The sequence below is a fragment of the Roseateles sp. DAIF2 genome (genome assembly GCF_015624425.1).
Lineage (GTDB): Bacteria > Pseudomonadota > Gammaproteobacteria > Burkholderiales > Burkholderiaceae_C > Kinneretia.
Window position 1 is genome coordinate 3,764,875 of the sequence record NZ_CP049919.1, and the last position, 16,106, is coordinate 3,780,980.

20 protein-coding genes are annotated in these 16,106 nt (G+C 71.5%); 9 read left to right on the forward strand and 11 right to left on the reverse strand.

Annotated elements, in window-relative coordinates:
• Complete coding sequence (locus G8A07_RS17495; protein WP_195793291.1) at positions 1 to 609, reverse strand: hypothetical protein; 609 nt, start codon at positions 607 to 609, stop codon at positions 1 to 3.
• 10 nt (positions 610 to 619) lie between these two features.
• Entirely contained in the window at positions 620 to 2,104 is a 1,485-nt protein-coding gene (locus G8A07_RS17500) for a sensor domain-containing diguanylate cyclase (RefSeq protein ID WP_249937035.1), read from the reverse strand.
• 124 nt (positions 2,105 to 2,228) lie between these two features.
• Here G8A07_RS17500 and G8A07_RS17505 point away from each other — a divergent pair, with 124 nt between their 5' ends.
• Positions 2,229 to 3,323, forward strand: a complete 1,095-nt coding sequence (locus G8A07_RS17505) for a tetratricopeptide repeat protein (protein ID WP_195793292.1) — start codon at positions 2,229 to 2,231, stop codon at positions 3,321 to 3,323.
• Here G8A07_RS17505 and G8A07_RS17510 read toward each other — a convergent pair.
• Genes G8A07_RS17510 through G8A07_RS17520 form a run of 3 tightly spaced genes read right to left on the reverse strand, consistent with a single transcriptional unit; the run spans position 3,281 to position 5,603 of the window.
• Positions 3,281 to 3,937, reverse strand: coding sequence for a metalloregulator ArsR/SmtB family transcription factor (locus G8A07_RS17510; RefSeq protein WP_195793293.1), 657 nt, complete (start codon positions 3,935 to 3,937; stop codon positions 3,281 to 3,283). The two genes, G8A07_RS17505 and G8A07_RS17510, sit on opposite strands and share 43 nt — an antisense overlap.
• The gene (locus G8A07_RS17515; protein ID WP_195793294.1) at positions 3,934 to 5,178 is read right to left on the reverse strand and encodes an MFS transporter; all 1,245 of its coding nucleotides are present in this window, start codon (positions 5,176 to 5,178) and stop codon (positions 3,934 to 3,936) included. Before G8A07_RS17515 ends, G8A07_RS17510 begins: the two co-directional genes overlap by 4 nt.
• Complete coding sequence (locus tag G8A07_RS17520) at positions 5,175 to 5,603, reverse strand: VOC family protein (RefSeq protein WP_195797825.1); 429 nt, start codon at positions 5,601 to 5,603, stop codon at positions 5,175 to 5,177. The genes G8A07_RS17515 and G8A07_RS17520 overlap by 4 nt, the downstream gene beginning before the upstream one ends.
• Positions 5,604 to 5,790: 187 nt before the next feature.
• Between G8A07_RS17520 and G8A07_RS17525 the strand changes: the two genes are divergently transcribed.
• From G8A07_RS17525 to G8A07_RS17560, 8 genes are all read left to right on the forward strand, one after another.
• On the forward strand, positions 5,791 to 6,267 hold the full coding sequence (locus G8A07_RS17525; protein ID WP_195793295.1) for a tyrosine-protein phosphatase: 477 nt from the start codon (positions 5,791 to 5,793) through the stop codon (positions 6,265 to 6,267).
• A 4-nt stretch (positions 6,268 to 6,271) separates the two neighbouring features.
• Positions 6,272 to 6,874, forward strand: coding sequence for an RluA family pseudouridine synthase (locus G8A07_RS17530; protein ID WP_195793296.1), 603 nt, complete (start codon positions 6,272 to 6,274; stop codon positions 6,872 to 6,874).
• Positions 6,875 to 6,881: 7 nt separating this feature from the next.
• A complete protein-coding gene (locus G8A07_RS17535; RefSeq protein ID WP_195793297.1) occupies positions 6,882 to 7,487 on the forward strand; it encodes a DUF938 domain-containing protein in 606 nt (201 codons plus the stop codon).
• Complete coding sequence (locus G8A07_RS17540) at positions 7,484 to 8,230, forward strand: SDR family NAD(P)-dependent oxidoreductase (RefSeq protein ID WP_195793298.1); 747 nt, start codon at positions 7,484 to 7,486, stop codon at positions 8,228 to 8,230. The genes G8A07_RS17535 and G8A07_RS17540 overlap by 4 nt, the downstream gene beginning before the upstream one ends.
• 75 nt (positions 8,231 to 8,305) lie before the next feature.
• Positions 8,306 to 9,214 (forward strand): Tim44 domain-containing protein, encoded by a 909-nt coding sequence (locus G8A07_RS17545; RefSeq protein WP_249937036.1) that lies wholly within the window; start codon positions 8,306 to 8,308, stop codon positions 9,212 to 9,214.
• An 81-nt stretch (positions 9,215 to 9,295) separates the two neighbouring features.
• Entirely contained in the window at positions 9,296 to 11,302 is a 2,007-nt protein-coding gene (locus tag G8A07_RS17550) for a prolyl oligopeptidase family serine peptidase (RefSeq protein WP_195793299.1), read from the forward strand.
• Between the two features lie 15 nt (positions 11,303 to 11,317).
• Positions 11,318 to 11,626, forward strand: a complete 309-nt coding sequence (locus G8A07_RS17555; RefSeq protein ID WP_195793300.1) for a serine hydrolase — start codon at positions 11,318 to 11,320, stop codon at positions 11,624 to 11,626.
• Positions 11,627 to 11,773: 147 nt separating this feature from the next.
• Positions 11,774 to 11,938 (forward strand): hypothetical protein, encoded by a 165-nt coding sequence (locus G8A07_RS17560; protein ID WP_195793301.1) that lies wholly within the window; start codon positions 11,774 to 11,776, stop codon positions 11,936 to 11,938.
• 77 nt (positions 11,939 to 12,015) lie between these two features.
• Here the strand turns inward: G8A07_RS17560 and G8A07_RS17565 are convergent, their stop codons facing one another.
• From G8A07_RS17565 to rpsP, 6 genes are all read right to left on the reverse strand, one after another.
• A complete protein-coding gene (locus G8A07_RS17565) occupies positions 12,016 to 13,005 on the reverse strand; it encodes a CobD/CbiB family protein (protein WP_195793302.1) in 990 nt (329 codons plus the stop codon).
• Positions 13,006 to 13,047: 42 nt separating this feature from the next.
• Entirely contained in the window at positions 13,048 to 13,749 is a 702-nt protein-coding gene (locus G8A07_RS17570; RefSeq protein ID WP_195793303.1) for a CoA pyrophosphatase, read from the reverse strand.
• Positions 13,750 to 13,871: 122 nt separating this feature from the next.
• Positions 13,872 to 14,225: a 50S ribosomal protein L19 gene (gene rplS, locus G8A07_RS17575; protein ID WP_195793304.1), complete on the reverse strand. Its 354-nt coding sequence runs from the start codon at positions 14,223 to 14,225 to the stop codon at positions 13,872 to 13,874.
• Positions 14,226 to 14,358: 133 nt separating this feature from the next.
• Positions 14,359 to 15,132, reverse strand: a complete 774-nt coding sequence (gene trmD, locus G8A07_RS17580) for a tRNA (guanosine(37)-N1)-methyltransferase TrmD (protein ID WP_195793305.1) — start codon at positions 15,130 to 15,132, stop codon at positions 14,359 to 14,361.
• A gap of 28 nt (positions 15,133 to 15,160) precedes the next feature.
• Positions 15,161 to 15,754 carry a ribosome maturation factor RimM gene (gene rimM / locus G8A07_RS17585; RefSeq protein WP_371816461.1) on the reverse strand — a complete coding sequence of 198 codons (594 nt, stop codon included), beginning with the start codon at positions 15,752 to 15,754 and terminating at the stop codon, positions 15,161 to 15,163.
• Between the two features lie 6 nt (positions 15,755 to 15,760).
• Positions 15,761 to 16,012 carry a 30S ribosomal protein S16 gene (rpsP, locus tag G8A07_RS17590; protein WP_195793307.1) on the reverse strand — a complete coding sequence of 84 codons (252 nt, stop codon included), beginning with the start codon at positions 16,010 to 16,012 and terminating at the stop codon, positions 15,761 to 15,763.
• Positions 16,013 to 16,106: the final 94 nt, after the last annotated feature.

The following is a 16,106-nucleotide window of genomic DNA, read 5'->3' on the forward strand; positions in this document are numbered from 1 at the left end:
TCAGCTCTTGGCCGGTGCGGGCGCAGCGCTCTTCTCGAAGCGCAGCAGCTCGCTGGGCTTGACGCGCAGCCGCGCCAGGCATTGGCCGCGCGCATCGGAGAACTTGTTCAGGTCGCCCATCTCGCAGCGGTCGCCGCCGCCCACCTCCAGCCGCGCGATGTCGGCGCAGGCGATACCGGCGAACTGCAGCGCGCGGCGATGCTGGTCGCCGGGCCGCACCGGGCCGAAGCCGGCCAGCTGGGTGCTGTAGGCCACCGCGGCGGCGCCCTGCTGGCGGAACACGGTGAACTCCGGCACCAGGCTGCGGATCTCGTAGGCCAGGGTGTTCTGCAGCGCCATCTCGAAGCGGCAGCCGCCGGGCGCCTCCAGGCGCCGCTCCAGCAGCAGCTCGGCCTGGGCCGGCGGCGGCTCGGAGGCGGCGCTGGCCGGCGCGGCCGCGGCCGCCGCGGCATCCAGATAACGCCAGGTGCCGTCGTCCTTCAGCAGGATGCGCCGGCCCTGCGCGTCCTTCAGCTCGAAATCCGCCGCGCCGGCGGCCGGCGCCAGGGCCAACGCGCCCAGCAGCAGGGCCAGGATGCGGTAGGTCATCGGGTGCTTTTTGTCGCTCATCGCTCGGGCCTCATGCGCCGCCGCGCCGGTCATGCGCGCGCGTCTGGTAGTAACGTCGTTTGTGTTCATACATCAGCGCGTCGGCGCGATGCACCGCGGCCTCCAGCCGCTCGCCCGGCCGCCAGACCGACAGGCCCAGCGACAGGTCCAGCGGCTCGCCGCCATGGAACTGGTTGTTCAGGTCCAGCAACTCCTGCAACTGGGTCAGCAGCAGCTCGCCGGCCGCCTCGTCGCCGCCCGGCAGCAGCAGCACGAACTCGTCGCCGCCGATGCGCGAGGCGGTGGTCGGCGCCTCGATCGCCTTGGCCAGCACCTCGCCGGTGCGGCGCAGCAGCGCGTCGCCGGCGGCATGGCCGAACTCGTCGTTGGCGGCCTTCAGGCCGTTGACGTCGACCACCAGCACCGCCACCGGCCCCAGGCCGCGGCGCTCCAGCCGGTTCAGCTCGTCGTTGAAGAAGCTGCGGTTGCGCAGCTTGGTCAGCGCGTCGTGCTTGCCGAGGAATTCCAGATAGGCCTCGGCCTTCTTGCGCGCGCTGATGTCGGTCAGCGAGACCTGCACCAGCGACCAGTCATGCTCGTGGCCCGGCAGCACCGAGAACTGCAGGTGCACATGCAGCAGCTCGCCCTCGGCGTTGTAGTTGACCGTCTCGCGCTGCTGGAACAGCTGGCCGTTCCACAGCTCGATCAGCTGCTCGGTGAAGGGCCGGCGCATCTCGTCGCGAAACAGGCGCGGCAGCGCCGCGATCAGGGCCTGCTTGTCCGGCACGCGGAACAGGCGCAGGGTCTGGCGGTTCACGTCCAGCACGCGGATCTCGGCCATGCAGCGCTCGGCAAAGTCCGGATGCACATCGGTGAAGGTGCGGAAATCGCTGACGCCCTGCTCGCGCACCTCGTCCAGCAGGCGCTTGACGCCGCTGAAGTCCTCGACCCACAGCGACACCGGCGAATGCTCGAACAGGCCCTGCGCATAGCGCTCGCTGCTGAGCAGGGCGCGGCGCGCGGCCTCGCGCTCGCTGACATCCTCCAGCGCCAGCAAGACCCGACCCCAGTCTTGCTCATGGCCCGGCAGCACCCGCACATGCAGCAGCACGTCCAGGCGCCGGCCGTCCAGCGTGTAGTTGACCGACTGGCTGCGGTACTCGAGCGTGCCGTTCCACAGCCGCACCATGTCCTCGGCGTGGTGGTCCAGCATCTCGCCGCGAAAGATCTGCGGCAGCCCGGCCAGCAGAGCCGCCAGGTCGGGCGCGCCAAACATCTGCAGGGTCTGGCGGTTCACCCGCAGCACCCGCAGCGCCTCGGTGCATTGCGCCAGCCGCGCCGGGTCGGCCGCCAGATGCGCGCGCAGGTCGCCCACACCCTCGGCCCGCCAGCGCTCGAACAGCTGCGCCAGGCCGCTGAAGTCCTCCAGCCACAGGGATACCGGCGCCAGCTCGAACATCTGGGCCCAGCCGGCCTCGCCCTGATCCTCGCGTTCCAACAAACCCTCCAGACCCATGCCACCTCCTGTGCCGCGCAGTCTCGCACAGTGCCGGCGCACCACCCTCGGGATAGCCCCCAGGCGCAGCGGCGGCAAAAACGCCGATAAAGCGACATAGGCATACTCAGGCGGCAGGTAGCCCATGACGATGGAGATTGAACAGCCGCCCTCGAGCCCGCCGGCGCCCAGCGCCCTGGCGGCCGAGGCGGCCTTGGCCGCGGCGCGCGAGGCGCTGCAGGCCTGCCGCTGGGACGAGGCCCGGCAGCAGGCCGAGGCGGCGCTGGCCGCGGGCCTGACGGGCATGGCCCAGGGCGAGGCCCTGCTGCTGCTGGCCCTGAGCCATTGGTGGCTGGGCCATCTGGGCCGCGTGCACCGGCCGGCGCTGCGCGCCGCGGTGCTGCCGGCCCAGCCCCATGTACGCATCCGGGCGCTGAACCTGGCCGCGCTGGCGCTGGGTGAACTGGGCCTGGCGCATGAGGCGCTGCCGCTGGCGCAGCAGGCGCTGGAGCTGGCGCGCCAGCCCGGCCAGCATGAGCAGCTGTCCGGCGCGCTGAGCTGCACCGCCCATGTGCATGCGCGCCTGGGCGATCTGGAGAACGCCGAGCTGCTGCACATGCAGGCGCTGTCGATGGCGCGCGAATCCGCCCAGCCGGCCCAGCTGCAGCAGGCCTATTGCAATCTGCTGCTGTCCTTCGCGCTGGCCCAGGACGAGCTGCTGGAGCAGCAGCGCCCGCAGGCCGCCGCGGCCGCGCCGCAGCGCGGCCTGCACTATGTCAGCCATGCGCGCAGTCTGCTGCGCGATCCGCGCCTGGATGACGAGCGCCGCGCCGCGCTGGAGCTGGCGATCGGCCATCTGCTGATGCTGCTCGGCCGCCTGGACGAGGCCGAGCCGCTGCTGCGCGCCGCGATCGCCAACAGCGAGCGTCTGGGCAGCGACTACACCCTGCGCTCGGCCTGCCACAGCCTGGCCGAGCTGCTGCGCCGGCGCGGCGAGCCGGCCGCGGCGCTGGCCCTGCTGCGCGCCCAGCCGGAGCCGCCCAGCCTGGGCCTGCGGCTGGCGCGCCGGCGCTGCCTGCTGGCCTGCCTGATCGCGCTGGGCGAGGAGCACCAGGCGGTCGAGGAGGCACTGGCGCAGGAGCTGGCGCAGCGCGACGCGATGCGCCGCCAGGCGCGCCAGAGCCTGGACTCGCCGTCTCAGTTCGGTCCGCTGGACGGGCTGCCGGTCTCGATGCGGTAGACGCAGCGCCGCGCGCCGGCCAGCAGGTGCTCGACGCGCTGGATACGCACGCCCTCGCCCAGCGCGCCGGCGAACAGCGCCAGCTCGGAGCGGCACAGGCCTGGGCAGCTGTGCGCCGCGGCGCAGATCGGGCAATGGTCCTCGATCAGCAGCCAGGCGCCGCGCCCGCCCGGCGCCCGCTCGGCGCGCGCCAGATAGCCCTCCTCGGCGCGCAGCGCGGCCAGGCGCTGCACCTTGGCCGCCAGGCCGCGCGCGCCGGCCAGGCGCTGCGCATAGGCCTGCGCGCTGTCGCGCTCGCGCGCCGCGATCAGGGCCTCCAGCGCCTGCGGCCCCATCAGCGCGCCGACCTGGCGGATCAGCTGCACCGCCAGCTCGCCATGCCGGTCCGGGAAGCGGCCATGGCCGGTGGCCGTCAGCCGCCACAGTTTCTTGGGCCGGCCGACGCCGGCGCGCTCCGCCCAGGCCTCGACCAGGCCCTGGTCCTGCAGCGCCTGCAGCTGCTTGTGCGCCCCCATCGCGCTCAGGCCGCAGGCCAGGGCCAGTGGCGCGGCCGCCTGCGGCCCGCGGCTCTTCAGCTGGAACAGCAGGCGCTCGGCGGTGTCGCGCCCGCTCACTGCCGCAGCTCCCGCGCCAGCCGCAGCAGGCGCCAGGCCGCGGTGCAGGCCGCCAGGCCGCCCAGCGCCATCACCCAGCGCGTCTGCAGCAGGGCCAGCGCGCCGCCGCCCAGCGCCACCAGCACATTGGCCAGGCAGAACACGGTGGACAGCAGGCCCATCACCCGGCCCTGGCCATGGGCGTCGCCGAAGCGCTCGGACATCCAGGCCGGCAGCACCGCGTTGTACAGCGCCAGCGGCGCCCCCAGCGCGATCACCACCGCCATGCCCCAGCGCCCCGGCAGCAGCGCCAGCAGGGCCAGGCCCAGCGCCGCCAGCAGGGCCAGCAGCGCGGCGCGGCGCAGCGGCCGGCGCGCCGCCGGCAGGCGCGAGGCCAGCACGCTGGCCAGCACCATGGTCGCGCATTGCGCGGCGGTCACCCAGGCGATGCCGGCGCCGTCCAGCCCCAGGTTCTCCAGCAGCCACAGCGGCGCGAACTCGTAGAGCGCATGCACGCCCATCGTGTAGGCCAGCTGCAGCCAGAACAGCCGGCGCAGCAGCGCGTCGCCCTTCAGCAGGCCCAGCGCCTGCTGCTCGCGCACCGCGGCCCAGAAGCTCGCGACCGCCGGCCGCGCGCGCTCGGCCGGCAGCGCGAACAGCAGCACCAGCAGGCAGGGCAAGAGCGCCAGCGCCGCCAGCGCGAAGGGCATCGCCTCGCCCCAGCGCAGCGCCTGCCCGCCCAGCAGCGGGCCGAGCAGCCAGCCGCCATAGAGGCAGGCATTCAGCCAGGCGAAGGAGCGGGTGCGGTCCAGCTGCGGATGATGGTCGGCCAGCAGCGCGCGCGTGATCGCGACGCTGCCCTCGGCCAGGCCCATCGCGAAGCGCGCCAGCACGAAGAAGGGATAGTGGCGCAGCTCCAGCGCCGCGGCGCAGACCAGCTGCCAGCCCAGGGTCGCCAGCAGGCACAGCAGCAGCAGGCGCCGGCGCCCGTAGCGGTCGGACAAGGGGCCCAGCACCAGGCTGCCCAAGAGGATGCCCAGCGGGTTGGCCGCCAGCGCCGCCCCCATCAGCAGCTTGGGCGGCAGGCCCATCCAGTGGGTGAAGGCGTCGGGCGGCCCGTCGACGAAGATCGGCGCCAGGATCGGATAGGGCATCGCGACGCCGGCGGTGTTCATCAGCGCGATCGCGCACAGGGCCAGCAGCAGCCATTGCGGATGGCGCAGCGGCGCCGCGCCGGCCGGCGGGGCCAGCACCGCGCTCATGAAGCTGCGCCCTCGACCGGCCAGGGCGCGCCCTTCAGCTCCACCACATTGCCCTCCGGATCGCTCAGATACAGCGACGGCCCCTCGCCCTCGGCGCCGTAGCGCGAGCCGTACTCGCCCACCGTGGCGCCGGCCGCGCCCAGCGCGGCGCGCAGCGCCGCCTCATCGAAATCGCCGTCGAGGCGGAAGCACAGATGGTCGAGATTGCGGCCCTCGCGCCCCGGCGCGGCGCCGCCGGCGCGGCCCAGCTTGCCGGTGATCGTCACCAGGTCCAGCAGGCTGCGTCCGGCGCGCAGTTGCACCAGGCCGATCTCGTCCTGGCGCCGCTCGACGCGGCAGCCCAGCAGCTCGCAGTAGAAATGGATCATCGCGTCGAGGTCGACGACGCGCAGCACGATATGGTCGATCTCGCGGATCTTGACGATGCTCATCCGGGCAGGCTCCTCAGGTGGATGGTGGGCCGCCGGCCGGCAGTCGCAGCCGGTTGCTGGCGAAGCGCGCGGCTCGGCTGGCGGGGGCCATCATGCCGCGGCTCCTTTAATAAATAAACAAACGATTGATAAACCATGGCGAGCGCAAGCCCATGCCACGCGGCTGATCGACAATAGGCCCATGCCCTTTCGCCCCCTTCCCCTTCCCGCCCCGATCCCGGGCCGGCTCTGGCTGCAATCGATGCCCGGCCGGCTGGAGAGCTGGGGCGCCTTCCTCGACGAGGCGCGGCAGCGCCAGCTGAACCTGGTGGTCTGCCTGAACCCGCTGGACGAGGTGGCCCAGCTCTCGCCGGCCTATCACAAGGCGATCGCCGAGGGCCGCCTGCCCTTTCGCTGGCTGCACCTGCCGATGCGCGACTTCGGCCTGGGCTCGGACCCGAGCGCCTTCCGCGCCGGCGTCGAGCAGATCGTCCAGGGCCTGCGCCTGGGCGATTCGGCCCTGCTGCATTGCGCCGCCGGCATGGGCCGCACCGGCACCGTCGCGGCCTGCGTGCTGAAGGCCCTGGGCCAGGATGCGGCGACCGCGCTGCGCCAGGTGCGCGACGCCGGCTCGAACCCGCAGTCGGCGCTGCAGTCGGGCTGGATCGACCAGTTCTGAGCGGATGCGCATCGTCCATCTCGACGCCGAGCTGGTCGTGGTCGACAAGCCCAGCGGCCTGCTCTCGGTGCCCGGCCGCAGCGAGCCGGACTGCGCCTGGGCGCGCGTGCGGGCGCTGCATGCTGATGCGCTGGTGGTGCACCGGCTGGACATGGCGACCTCGGGCCTGCTGCTGTTCGCGCGCGGCGCGGCGATGCAGCGCGCGCTGAGCCTGGACTTCGCCGAGCGCCGCGTCGCCAAGCGCTATGTCGCGGTGGTCGGCGGCCGGCTCGATGCCGAGGGCTGGCAGCAGATCGACCTGCCCCTGATCGCCGACTGGCCCAACCGGCCACTGCAGAAGGTCGACCATGAGCTCGGCAAGCCCTCGACCACGCGCTGGCGCGTGCTGGGCCATGAGGCCCATGGCGACGCTGCCTGCAGCAGGCTGGAGCTGGAGCCGATCACCGGCCGCTCGCACCAGCTGCGCGTGCACCTGAAGGCGCTGGGCCATCCGATCGTTGGCGACGCGCTGTACGGCGGCGCGCCGGCGCCGCGCCTGCTGCTGCATGCCAGCCGGCTGGAACTGCCCGGCCGGGGTCTTGCCTTATCCTGCCCACCCGAGTTCTGAGTCGCCGATGAACACCCCCTTGCAAAGCCCCGCCGCCGAGCGCAACAAGCAGCCGATCCTGGACCAGCTGCGGCGCCTGCTGCCCGAGCGCGGCCGCGCGCTGGAGATCGCCAGCGGCAGCGGCCAGCATGTGGCCCTGTTCGCCGCCGCGCTGCCCGGCTGGTCCTGGCTGGCCTCCGATCCCAAGCCGGAGGCGCGCGCCTCGATCGCGGCCTGGTGGCCCGAGGGACCGGCCGCGCTGGAGCTGGACGTGGCCAGCGCCGACTGGCGGCTGCCGCCCGGCCATCTGCAGCCGGACCTGATCTTCTGCGCCAATATGCTGCATATCGCGCCCTGGCCGGCCGGGCTGGGCCTGCTGGCCGGCGCGGCCCGCCATCTCGCCGCCGACGGGCGGCTGATCGTCTACGGCCCCTTCCTGGAGGCCGACCGCCCCACCGCCCCGAGCAACCTGGCCTTCGATGCCGACCTGCGCGAGCGCAACCCCGCCTGGGGCCTGCGCCCCCTGCAGGCGGTGGTGGCGGAGGCCGCGGCCCAGGGCCTGGCGCTGAGCGAACGCATCGAGATGCCCGCCAACAACCTGCTGCTGGTGTTCACCCGCCAGTCCAACCCATGAAACTCTTCATCATCACCGGATCCTCGCGCGGCATGGGCGAGGCGATCGCACGCCAGCTGCTGGCCGCCGACCACCTCGTGCTGGGCCTGGCCCGTGGGCAGAGCCCCGCGCTCGCGGCGGCGGCAGCGCCCGGCGGCCTGGAGCAATGGAGCGCCGACCTGGCCGACCCGCTGCCGGCGGCCGAGAGGCTGCAGGCCTGGCTGGCCGGGCAAGACCCGGCGCGCTTTGCCGAGGCCGTGCTGATCAACAACGCCGGCATCGTCACCGAGCCGGGCCCGGTCGACGGCGTGCCGCTGGCCCAGCTGTCGGGCGCGCTGCGCGTCGGGCTGGAGGCCACCCTGCTGCTGTCTAGCGCCTTCCTGGCCGCGACACGCGGCTGGGCCGCGCCGAAGAAGATCCTGAACATTTCCTCGGGCCTGGGCCGGCGCGCGATGGCCGCCAGCGCGCCCTATTGCGCGGCCAAGGCCGGCATGGACAACCTGTCCGCCGCGATGGCGCTGGACGAGGCCGAGCGCCCGGACGGCGCGCGCATCGTCTCGCTGGCGCCCGGCATCATCGACACCGACATGCAGCTGCAGCTGCGCAGCGGCGATCCCGCGCGCTTCCCGGACCAGCACCGCTTCGCGGCCTTCAAGCAGGAGGGCCAGCTGGACAGCCCCGAGCAGGCCGCGGCCAAGGTGCTGCGCTTCCTGGCCCGCGCGGACTTCGGCAGCCAGGTGCTGGCCGATGTGCGCAGCGCCTGAAATCCACCCCCCTTGAAATTGCGCCGGACGCCCCGATCTGCGTTCGGATCTTTCGGAAGAGATAGGAGACCGACCTTGAACAAAATCACCCTGAGCGCGCTGGCCCTCGTCGTCGGCCTGAGCCTGGTCACCCCCGAGGTGCAGGCCAAGCGCATGGGCGGCGGCGGCATGAAGCGCGACGTGCCGACCCAGCCGGCCAAGCCCGCCGCACCGAGCAACACCCCCGCCCAGCAGGCGCCGCAGCAGAATGCCGCACCGCAGCAACAGGCCACGCCGCCCGCCGCCGCGGCCGCGCCGCAAAAGCGCAGCTGGATGGGCCCGCTGGCCGGCCTGGCCGCCGGCCTGGGCCTGGCCGCGCTGGCCAGCCATTTCGGCTTCGGCGAGGCCCTGGCCAACATCATGACCATGGTGCTGGTGGGCCTGGTGCTGATGCTGGTGGTCGGCTTCGTGATGCGCCGCTTCGCCGCCAAGAAGGCCGCGGCCGCGCCGCAGGGCATGCAGTTCGCCGGTGCCGGCGCGCCCTTCCCCAGCCAGATGCCCAGCTCGCCGTCCGTCGGCAGCGCAGCACCGGTCGCGGCCGCCGTGCCGGTGGCCGCCGCCCGCCCGGTGACCCAGCCGGGCTTCGACGCCGCCGGCTTCGAGCAGTTGGCCAAGCAGGTGTTCATCCGCATGCAGGCGGCCAACGACGCCGGCGACCAGAACGACCTGCGCCGCTTCACCACGCCGCAGATGTACGCCTCGCTGCAGCATGGGCTGCTGGAGCGCAAGGGCGCGCCGCAGCGCACCGATGTGCTGCAACTCGACGCCCAGGTGCTGGAGCAGGTCGAGGAGCAGGGCGAGCAGATCGTCAGCGTGCGTTTCTGGGGCCTGGTGCGCGAACAGAGCGAGGCCGCGGCCGAGAACTTCGACGAGGTCTGGCATCTGGTGCGCCCGCTCGACGGCAGCCGCGAATGGGCGATTGCCGGCATCCAGGCGATGGCCTGAGGACTTCCCCCAGGGGCTGACCGAAGTCATGCCCCCTGTCTCGGGCCAGAATGCGGAGCTCCGCACTCTGGCCCGAGTTCCATGCGAAACACCGTTTTCACCCGTGCCCTGCTGCTGGGCACCCTGACCGGCCTGCTGGCCGCCTGCGCCCAGCCGCCCCGCCAGGAAGCGGCCGTGCTGCAGCCCAACGCCAATCTGCTGGTGCAGGGCATCCCGGCGATCCCGCAAAGCCTGGTGGACCGGGTCCAGCGCTACACCGATTTCCGCGGCCACGGCTTCGTCGACTGGCATCCGCTCAAGCGCGAGATGCTGGTCTCGCACCGCCGGGCCGGGGCCAATACCGCGCAGTTGTTCCGCCTGGCCGGCCCGCTGGCCGAACCCGAGCAGCTGACCGACGGCGCCGACCCGGTCAGCAAGGCCAGCTACGAGCCGCGCGAGGGCCGCTATATCGTGTTCGAGCGCAGCGCCGGCGGCTCCGAGGTGGACCAGCTCTACCGCCTGGACGGCCCGGGCCGCGCGCCGGTGCAACTGACCCACCCGGACGAACGCAACGACCTGGTGACCTGGCTCAACAACAGCAGCCAGATGATCTACACCGCGGTGCCGCTGGACCGCACCGCCCAGGGCGGCAGCCGCGCGCAGATCAGCACCGGGCTGTGGATCATGGATCCGCTGCGACCCGAGGGCAAACGCAAGATCGCCGACCTGCCCGGCCCGGGCTGGTCCGCCGCCCGCCCCTCCTGGGACGACAAGCAGCTCGCGCTGGTGCGCTACCTGTCGGCCAACGAGTCGCAGGTCTGGCTGCTGGACCTGGAGAGCGGCCAGCGCCGCCAGCTGCTGCCGGCGCCCGGCGCGGCAGAGGTCAAGGCGGTGCACATGCCCGGCGCCTTCGGCCGCGACAACCGGTCCCTGCATCTGCTGAGCGACCGCTTCGGCGAGTTCCGCGAGCTGATGAACTACGAGATCGCCAGCGGCCGGCTGACCCGCTTCACCAGCCATATCCCCTGGGATGTCAGCGGCGCCGCGGCTACCGAGGACGGCCAGCGCCTGGCGGTGCAGGTCAATGTGGACGGCCGCGACGAGCTGCGCCTGTTCGACGGCCGCCAGCTCAAGGAGCTGCCGGCGCCGCGCATCCCGGCCGGCAATGTGGACTCGACCCGGTTCCACCCGAAGCTGGGCGAGCTGGCCTTCGGCCTGAGCAATGCGCAGGGCCCGAGCCAGATCTACACCCTGGACGCGGACGGCCAGGTGCAGGCCTGGACCCGGCCCTACGCGCCGCCCGGCGTGGACCCGCAGCAGTTCAGCGAGCAGCAGATCGTGCGCTGGAAGAGCTTCGACAGCCAGACCATCTCGGGCCTGCTGACCCAGCCCGCCAAGAGCCGCTTTCCGGGCAAGCGCCCGGTGATCATCTCGATCCATGGCGGCCCCGAGGGCCAGGCCACGGTCGGCTTCCTGGCGCGCAACCAGTACTACGTCAACGAGCTGGGCATCGCCTTCATCCAGCCCAATGTGCGCGGCTCGGAGGGCTACGGCAAGAGCTTCCTGGCGCTGGACAACGGCTTCAAGCGCGAGGATTCGGTCAAGGACATCGGTGCGCTGCTGGACTGGATCGCGACCCAGCCGGACCTGGACGCCTCACGCGTGCTGGTGATGGGCGGCAGCTACGGCGGCTACATGACGCTGGCGGTGGCCACCCATTACGCCGAGCGCATCGCCGGCGCGATCGACGTGGTGGGCATCTCGCATTTCGTCACCTTCCTGCAGAACACCGAGAGCTACCGGCGGGACCTGCGCCGCGTCGAATACGGCGACGAGCGCGATCCGGCGATGCGCGAGTTCCTCGACCGGATCTCGCCGCTCAGCAATGCCGGCCGGATCAGGAAACCGCTGTTCGTCGTGCAGGGCAAGAACGACCCGCGCGTGCCCTACACCGAGGCCGAGCAGATCGTCGCCAAGGTGCGCGAGAACGGCACCCCGGTCTGGTACCTGCGCGCCGAGAACGAGGGCCATGGCTTCGCGCGCAAGGAGAACGCGGACTACCAGTTCTACGCCACCATCCTGTTCCTGCGCGAGACGCTGCTGAAGTGAGGATGAAGCGGCGCGATGTCGCCGCCGCCCCGGTGCTGCCGCTGCAGGCCCGGGCCGCCCCATCCTCGGTCGAGGCCCGGCTGGCGCCAGCGGGGCGAGCTGGGCGTCTGCGCGCTGGACAGTGGCAGCGGCCGCCTGATCGGTTGCAGGGCCGACCAGCGTTTCGCGATGTGCTCCACCTTCAAGGCCCTGCTGGCCGGCTTCGTGCTCGCGCGGGTCGAGGCCGGCCCGCTGGCGGTGGATCAGGCGCTGCCGATCTCGCGAGCCGATCTGGTGCCTTACGCGCCGGCGGTCAAGGCCAGGCTGGCGGGCCGTTCGCGCTGACCGCCTGGCTGCGCGGGCTGGGCGATCCGCTGACGCGGCTGGATCGTTTCGAGATCGATCAACAGCAACCTGCCCGGCGACCCGCGCGACCGTACCACGCCGGCGGCGATCGCCGAGACCCTGCGCAAGCTGCTGCTGGGCGAGGCCGTGACCGGCACGCGCGGCGCGGTCAACGACCTGGCGATCGTCTTTCCGCCGGGCCGGGCGGCCGGGCTGGTGGCGGTCTATATGAGCGGTTCGGACAAGTCGTTGGCCGCGTTGAACCGCGTGCACGAGCAGGTGATGCGGGCCCTGCTGCCCGCCATGACCTGACCCAGCCGATCCGCGCTAGACGCGGCCCATCCTTCGCCCGGCGTCGGACAGTGCGCAGGCACTGTCCGACGCCGGGCTCAGCCGACCAAATTGGCCAGGGTCAGCAGCGCCAGCAGCATCATCCACAGCACCACCGAGCGCCAGACCAGGCCCACCACGCTCTGCAGATGGCCCAGCATCGGCGCCGCGCCCGGCGTCGAGCCCTGGGCGCTGGTGGCCTCGGCATCGCCGCCGGCCTCGAAGGTCTTGCTGCGGTCGGGCGTGACGCCCGGTGCGGCCGAGCCGCCCAGCTGCACGCCCAGGGCGCCGGCCGCAGCAGCCAGGATGATGCCCTCGTTGGCATGCAGCCACAGCCGCGCATCGCGGCGCCAGCCGTTCACCGCCTCCTCGAAATTGCCGACGATGGCGAAGCCGGTAGCGGTCAGGCGCGAGGGCAGATAGTCGGCCCAGCCGAACAGGCGGCGCGACAGCAGCATCAGGCGCTCGTTGGTCGGCGCGTCCAGGGTGCGGCTCTTGAAGGCCCAGTAGCGGCTGGCGAACTCGGCCATGCGGTACAACACCGCGCCGGCCGGCCCCAGCGCCAGGGTCGACAGCACGACGAACCAGAAGAACACGCCGAACACATGGCGATGCGCGGCCAGCAGCGAATGCTCGATCACATGGCGCAGCAGCTCGGTGCGCGGCAGCTCGCTGGCGTCCAGATGGCGCCATTCGGCCAGCAGGCGGCGCGCCTCCAGCTCGTCGCCACGCTCCAGCGCGTCGCGGATGTCGGTGAAGTAATGGCTGAACTGGCGAAAGCCCAGGGTCAGGTAGAGCACCAGCACGTCGAAGGCCAGCGCCAGCAGCACGCTGAACTGCTTCAGCGCGAAGTAGATGCCGGCGGTCAGCAGCGCCGGGCCGATCACCGTGATGGCCCAGACCACGCCGGCATGGTGCTCACGGCCGGCATCGAAATTGCGCCCGGTCCAGCGCACCCAGGAGATCACGCCGTCGTGGATGCGATTGCCATGAGGCAAAGGTTTGAGCTGTTCGCAGATCAGCGCGAACAAGACCGCAAAGAAGTTCATGGGGCGGGATGATAGCCGCGGCCGGCACCGCTCCGACCCGGGTCAGGCACTGAGAAAGCGATAGAGATTGCGCAGCATCGCGGCCGTCGCGCCCCAGATGAAGTACTCGCGCGGAGCCCCGCCCTCCTCCGGGTCCGGCGCGACCCAGGGCATCGAGAGGAACTGCCGCTCGCCGCCCTCCCAGCTGAACAGATGGCGCTGGTGATGCGCAGGGTCCATCAGGAAGGCCAGCGGCACCTCGAAGGCCTCGTCGACCTCGCCCGCGTCGAGCGTCAGGTTGAAGCCGGGCCGCACCAGGGCCACCACCGGCGAGACCTCGAAGGCCGTCACCGTGGTGTAGATCGGCAGCTGGCCGATCACCTCGATATGCTCGCGCGCCAGGCCGATCTCCTCCTCGGTCTCGCGCAGCGCGGTGGCGATCACGCCCTCGTCCTCGGGCTCGACGCGGCCGCCGGGAAAGCTGATCTGGCCGGCATGGTCGCGCAGATGCGCGGTGCGGCGGGTCAAGAGCAGCGTGGTGCCGCTGTCGTGCATCACCAGCGGCACCAGCACCGCGGCGGCGGCCGGCGTGCGCTGCGCGAAGCGCCCACCATCGCCGGGGATCTCCGGCTGCCAGGGCGGCGGCGCGGTGAAGCGCTGGCGCAGCGCGGCCGGCTCGAGCGCCATGGCGGACACGGCCGGCAGATGGTGATCGGCGCCCGTCACGGGCACGGCTTGCGGATTCAGGATCGGCGGACGGGACATCGGGCGAGCATAGGCCGGAAATGACAAAGCCGCCCGAAGGCGGCTTTGGTCGTGGCGCAGGCCACGAGCTTTTGCCTGCGTTAACGGCCCGTGCCGGGCCATTAACTTCGGCGAAAGTTGGCTTAGGCCAACTTTTCTTTGATTCGAGCCGACTTGCCCGAACGCTCACGCAGGTAGTACAGCTTGGCGCGACGCACATCGCCGCGACGCTTCACTTCGATCGAAGCGATCAGGGGGCTGTACAGCTGGAAGGTACGCTCGACGCCTTCGCCGCTGGAGATCTTGCGCACGATGAAGCTGCTGTTCAGGCCGCGGTTGCGCTTGGCGATCACCACGCCTTCGTAGGCCTGCACGCGCTTGCGGCTGCCTTCGACGACGTTGACGCTGACGATCACGGTGTCGCCGGGGGCGAAGGCCGGGATGGTCTTGTTCAGGCGAGCGATTTCTTCTTGCTCGAGGGTTTGGATCAGATCCATGAGTTGACACTCCAAGCGATCATGCCGGCGCGATGTTTAAGCCAGGGTGAACCCCCGCGAGGGGATCGGACTGGCCTTGTCGCGCGCCGGAACATTCAGCGCGCAGCCCGGTAGAGGATCGAAAAGCCGATCATTATAGCCCGCTCGGGGGCTTCGTCAAAGTCGCGAGGAACTTCTCGTCCTCGCGACCGAGCCGGCCGGCGCGGCGCGCGGCCTCGATCAGCTCCGGGCGGCGCGCCTGGGTCAGGGCCAGCGAGCGCTCGCGGCGCCAGCGCGCGATCTGCAGATGATGGCCGGACAGCAGCACCGGCGGCACCGGCAGTTCCTGCCCGTCCGCGGTGCGCAGCAGTTCGGGGCGGCTGTAATGCGGGCAGTCCAGCAGGCCGTCCGAGAAGCTGTCCTGCTCGTGCGAGGCGGCGTCGTTCAGCACGCCGGGCTGCAGCCGCGCGATCGCGTCCAACAGAGCCAGCGCCGGCAACTCGCCGCCGGACAGCACGAAGTCGCCCAGGCTCAGCTCCAGGCTCATATGCCGGTCCAGGAAGCGCTGGTCGATGCCCTCGTAGCGGCCGCACAGCAGGATGCCGCCGGGGCCGGCGGCCAGCTCGGCCACCAGGGCCTGGTCGATGCGCCGGCCGGTGGGGCTGAAATGGATGATGGCGGGGGCAGCCTCGGCCCGGTCGGACTTCACCGCCGCCAGCGCACGCTCCAGGGGCTCGGCCAGCATCACCATGCCGGGGCCGCCGCCATAGGGGCGGTCGTCGACGCGGCGGTAGTTGTCCTCGGCGAAATCTCGCAGCTGCCATAGGCGCACATCGACCTGCCGGCTCTCGAAGGCGCGGCGCGTCACGCCGCTCGTCAGATGCGGCCCGAACAGCTCGGGGAACAGGGTGATCAGGTCGAAGCGCATGGCAGCGCGGGCGGCGGGTTGGCCGCGTTCAGTAGTCCAGGCCCCAGTCGACCGTGATGCGGCGCTCTTCCAGGCTCACCGCATCGATGAAGGCCGAGACGAAGGGCACCAGGCGCTCCTGGTCGGGCTTGACCGGCGGGGTCAGGCCGGGCGGCACGATGCGCAGCACGCTGTGCGGGCCGGTGTCCAGCAGGCCAACCACATCGCCGAGCGTCTCGCCCTGGCGATTCACGACCGTCAGGCCGATCAGGTCGATCCAGTAGTACTCGTCCGTGTCGGACTTCGGGAATTGGGCGCGCGAGATGAAGATGCGCGCGCCACGCAGCGCTTCGGCCGCATTGCGGTCCGCGACGCCCTCGGCGTTGGCCACGATGCCCTCGCCATGGTCGCGTACCGACAGAATCTTCAGCACCGGCGGCAAGGACTTTGCCACCGGCTTGCCCTCGGGCGGCTGGAGGAACCAGCGCCGCGAGGCAAACAGCGCCTGGGCATCGGTGGAATAGGACTGGACCTTGACCCAGCCCTTGATGCCCCAGGCGTCCAGCACGCGCCCGACTTCCACCGCATCCTCCGGCCAGGCCGAGGGATCGTCGCGGGATTCGGGTGCGGCCGTGTTCACCACTTGCAATTAAGCAGTGGCCTTCTTGGCCTGGTCGACCAGACGGGCAGCGGTCGGCGACAGTTGGGCGCCCACGCCGGTCCAGTAGCTGACGCGGTCCAGAGCGACACGCAGGCCTTCGGCAGCGCCGGAAGCCATCGGGTTGTAGAAGCCCACGCGCTCGATGAAGCGGCCGTCACGACGCTGTTGGCTGTTGGCGACGACGATGTTGTAGAAAGGGCGCTTCTTGGAGCCGCCGCGTGCGAGTCGAATCACGACCATGATGAATCCTTTGATGATCTCGAAAGCGTTCCACCGCACCAGGAGACACTCAGGGCGAGCAGATCGAACCGTCCGGTACCTCGGCGGGATCGAA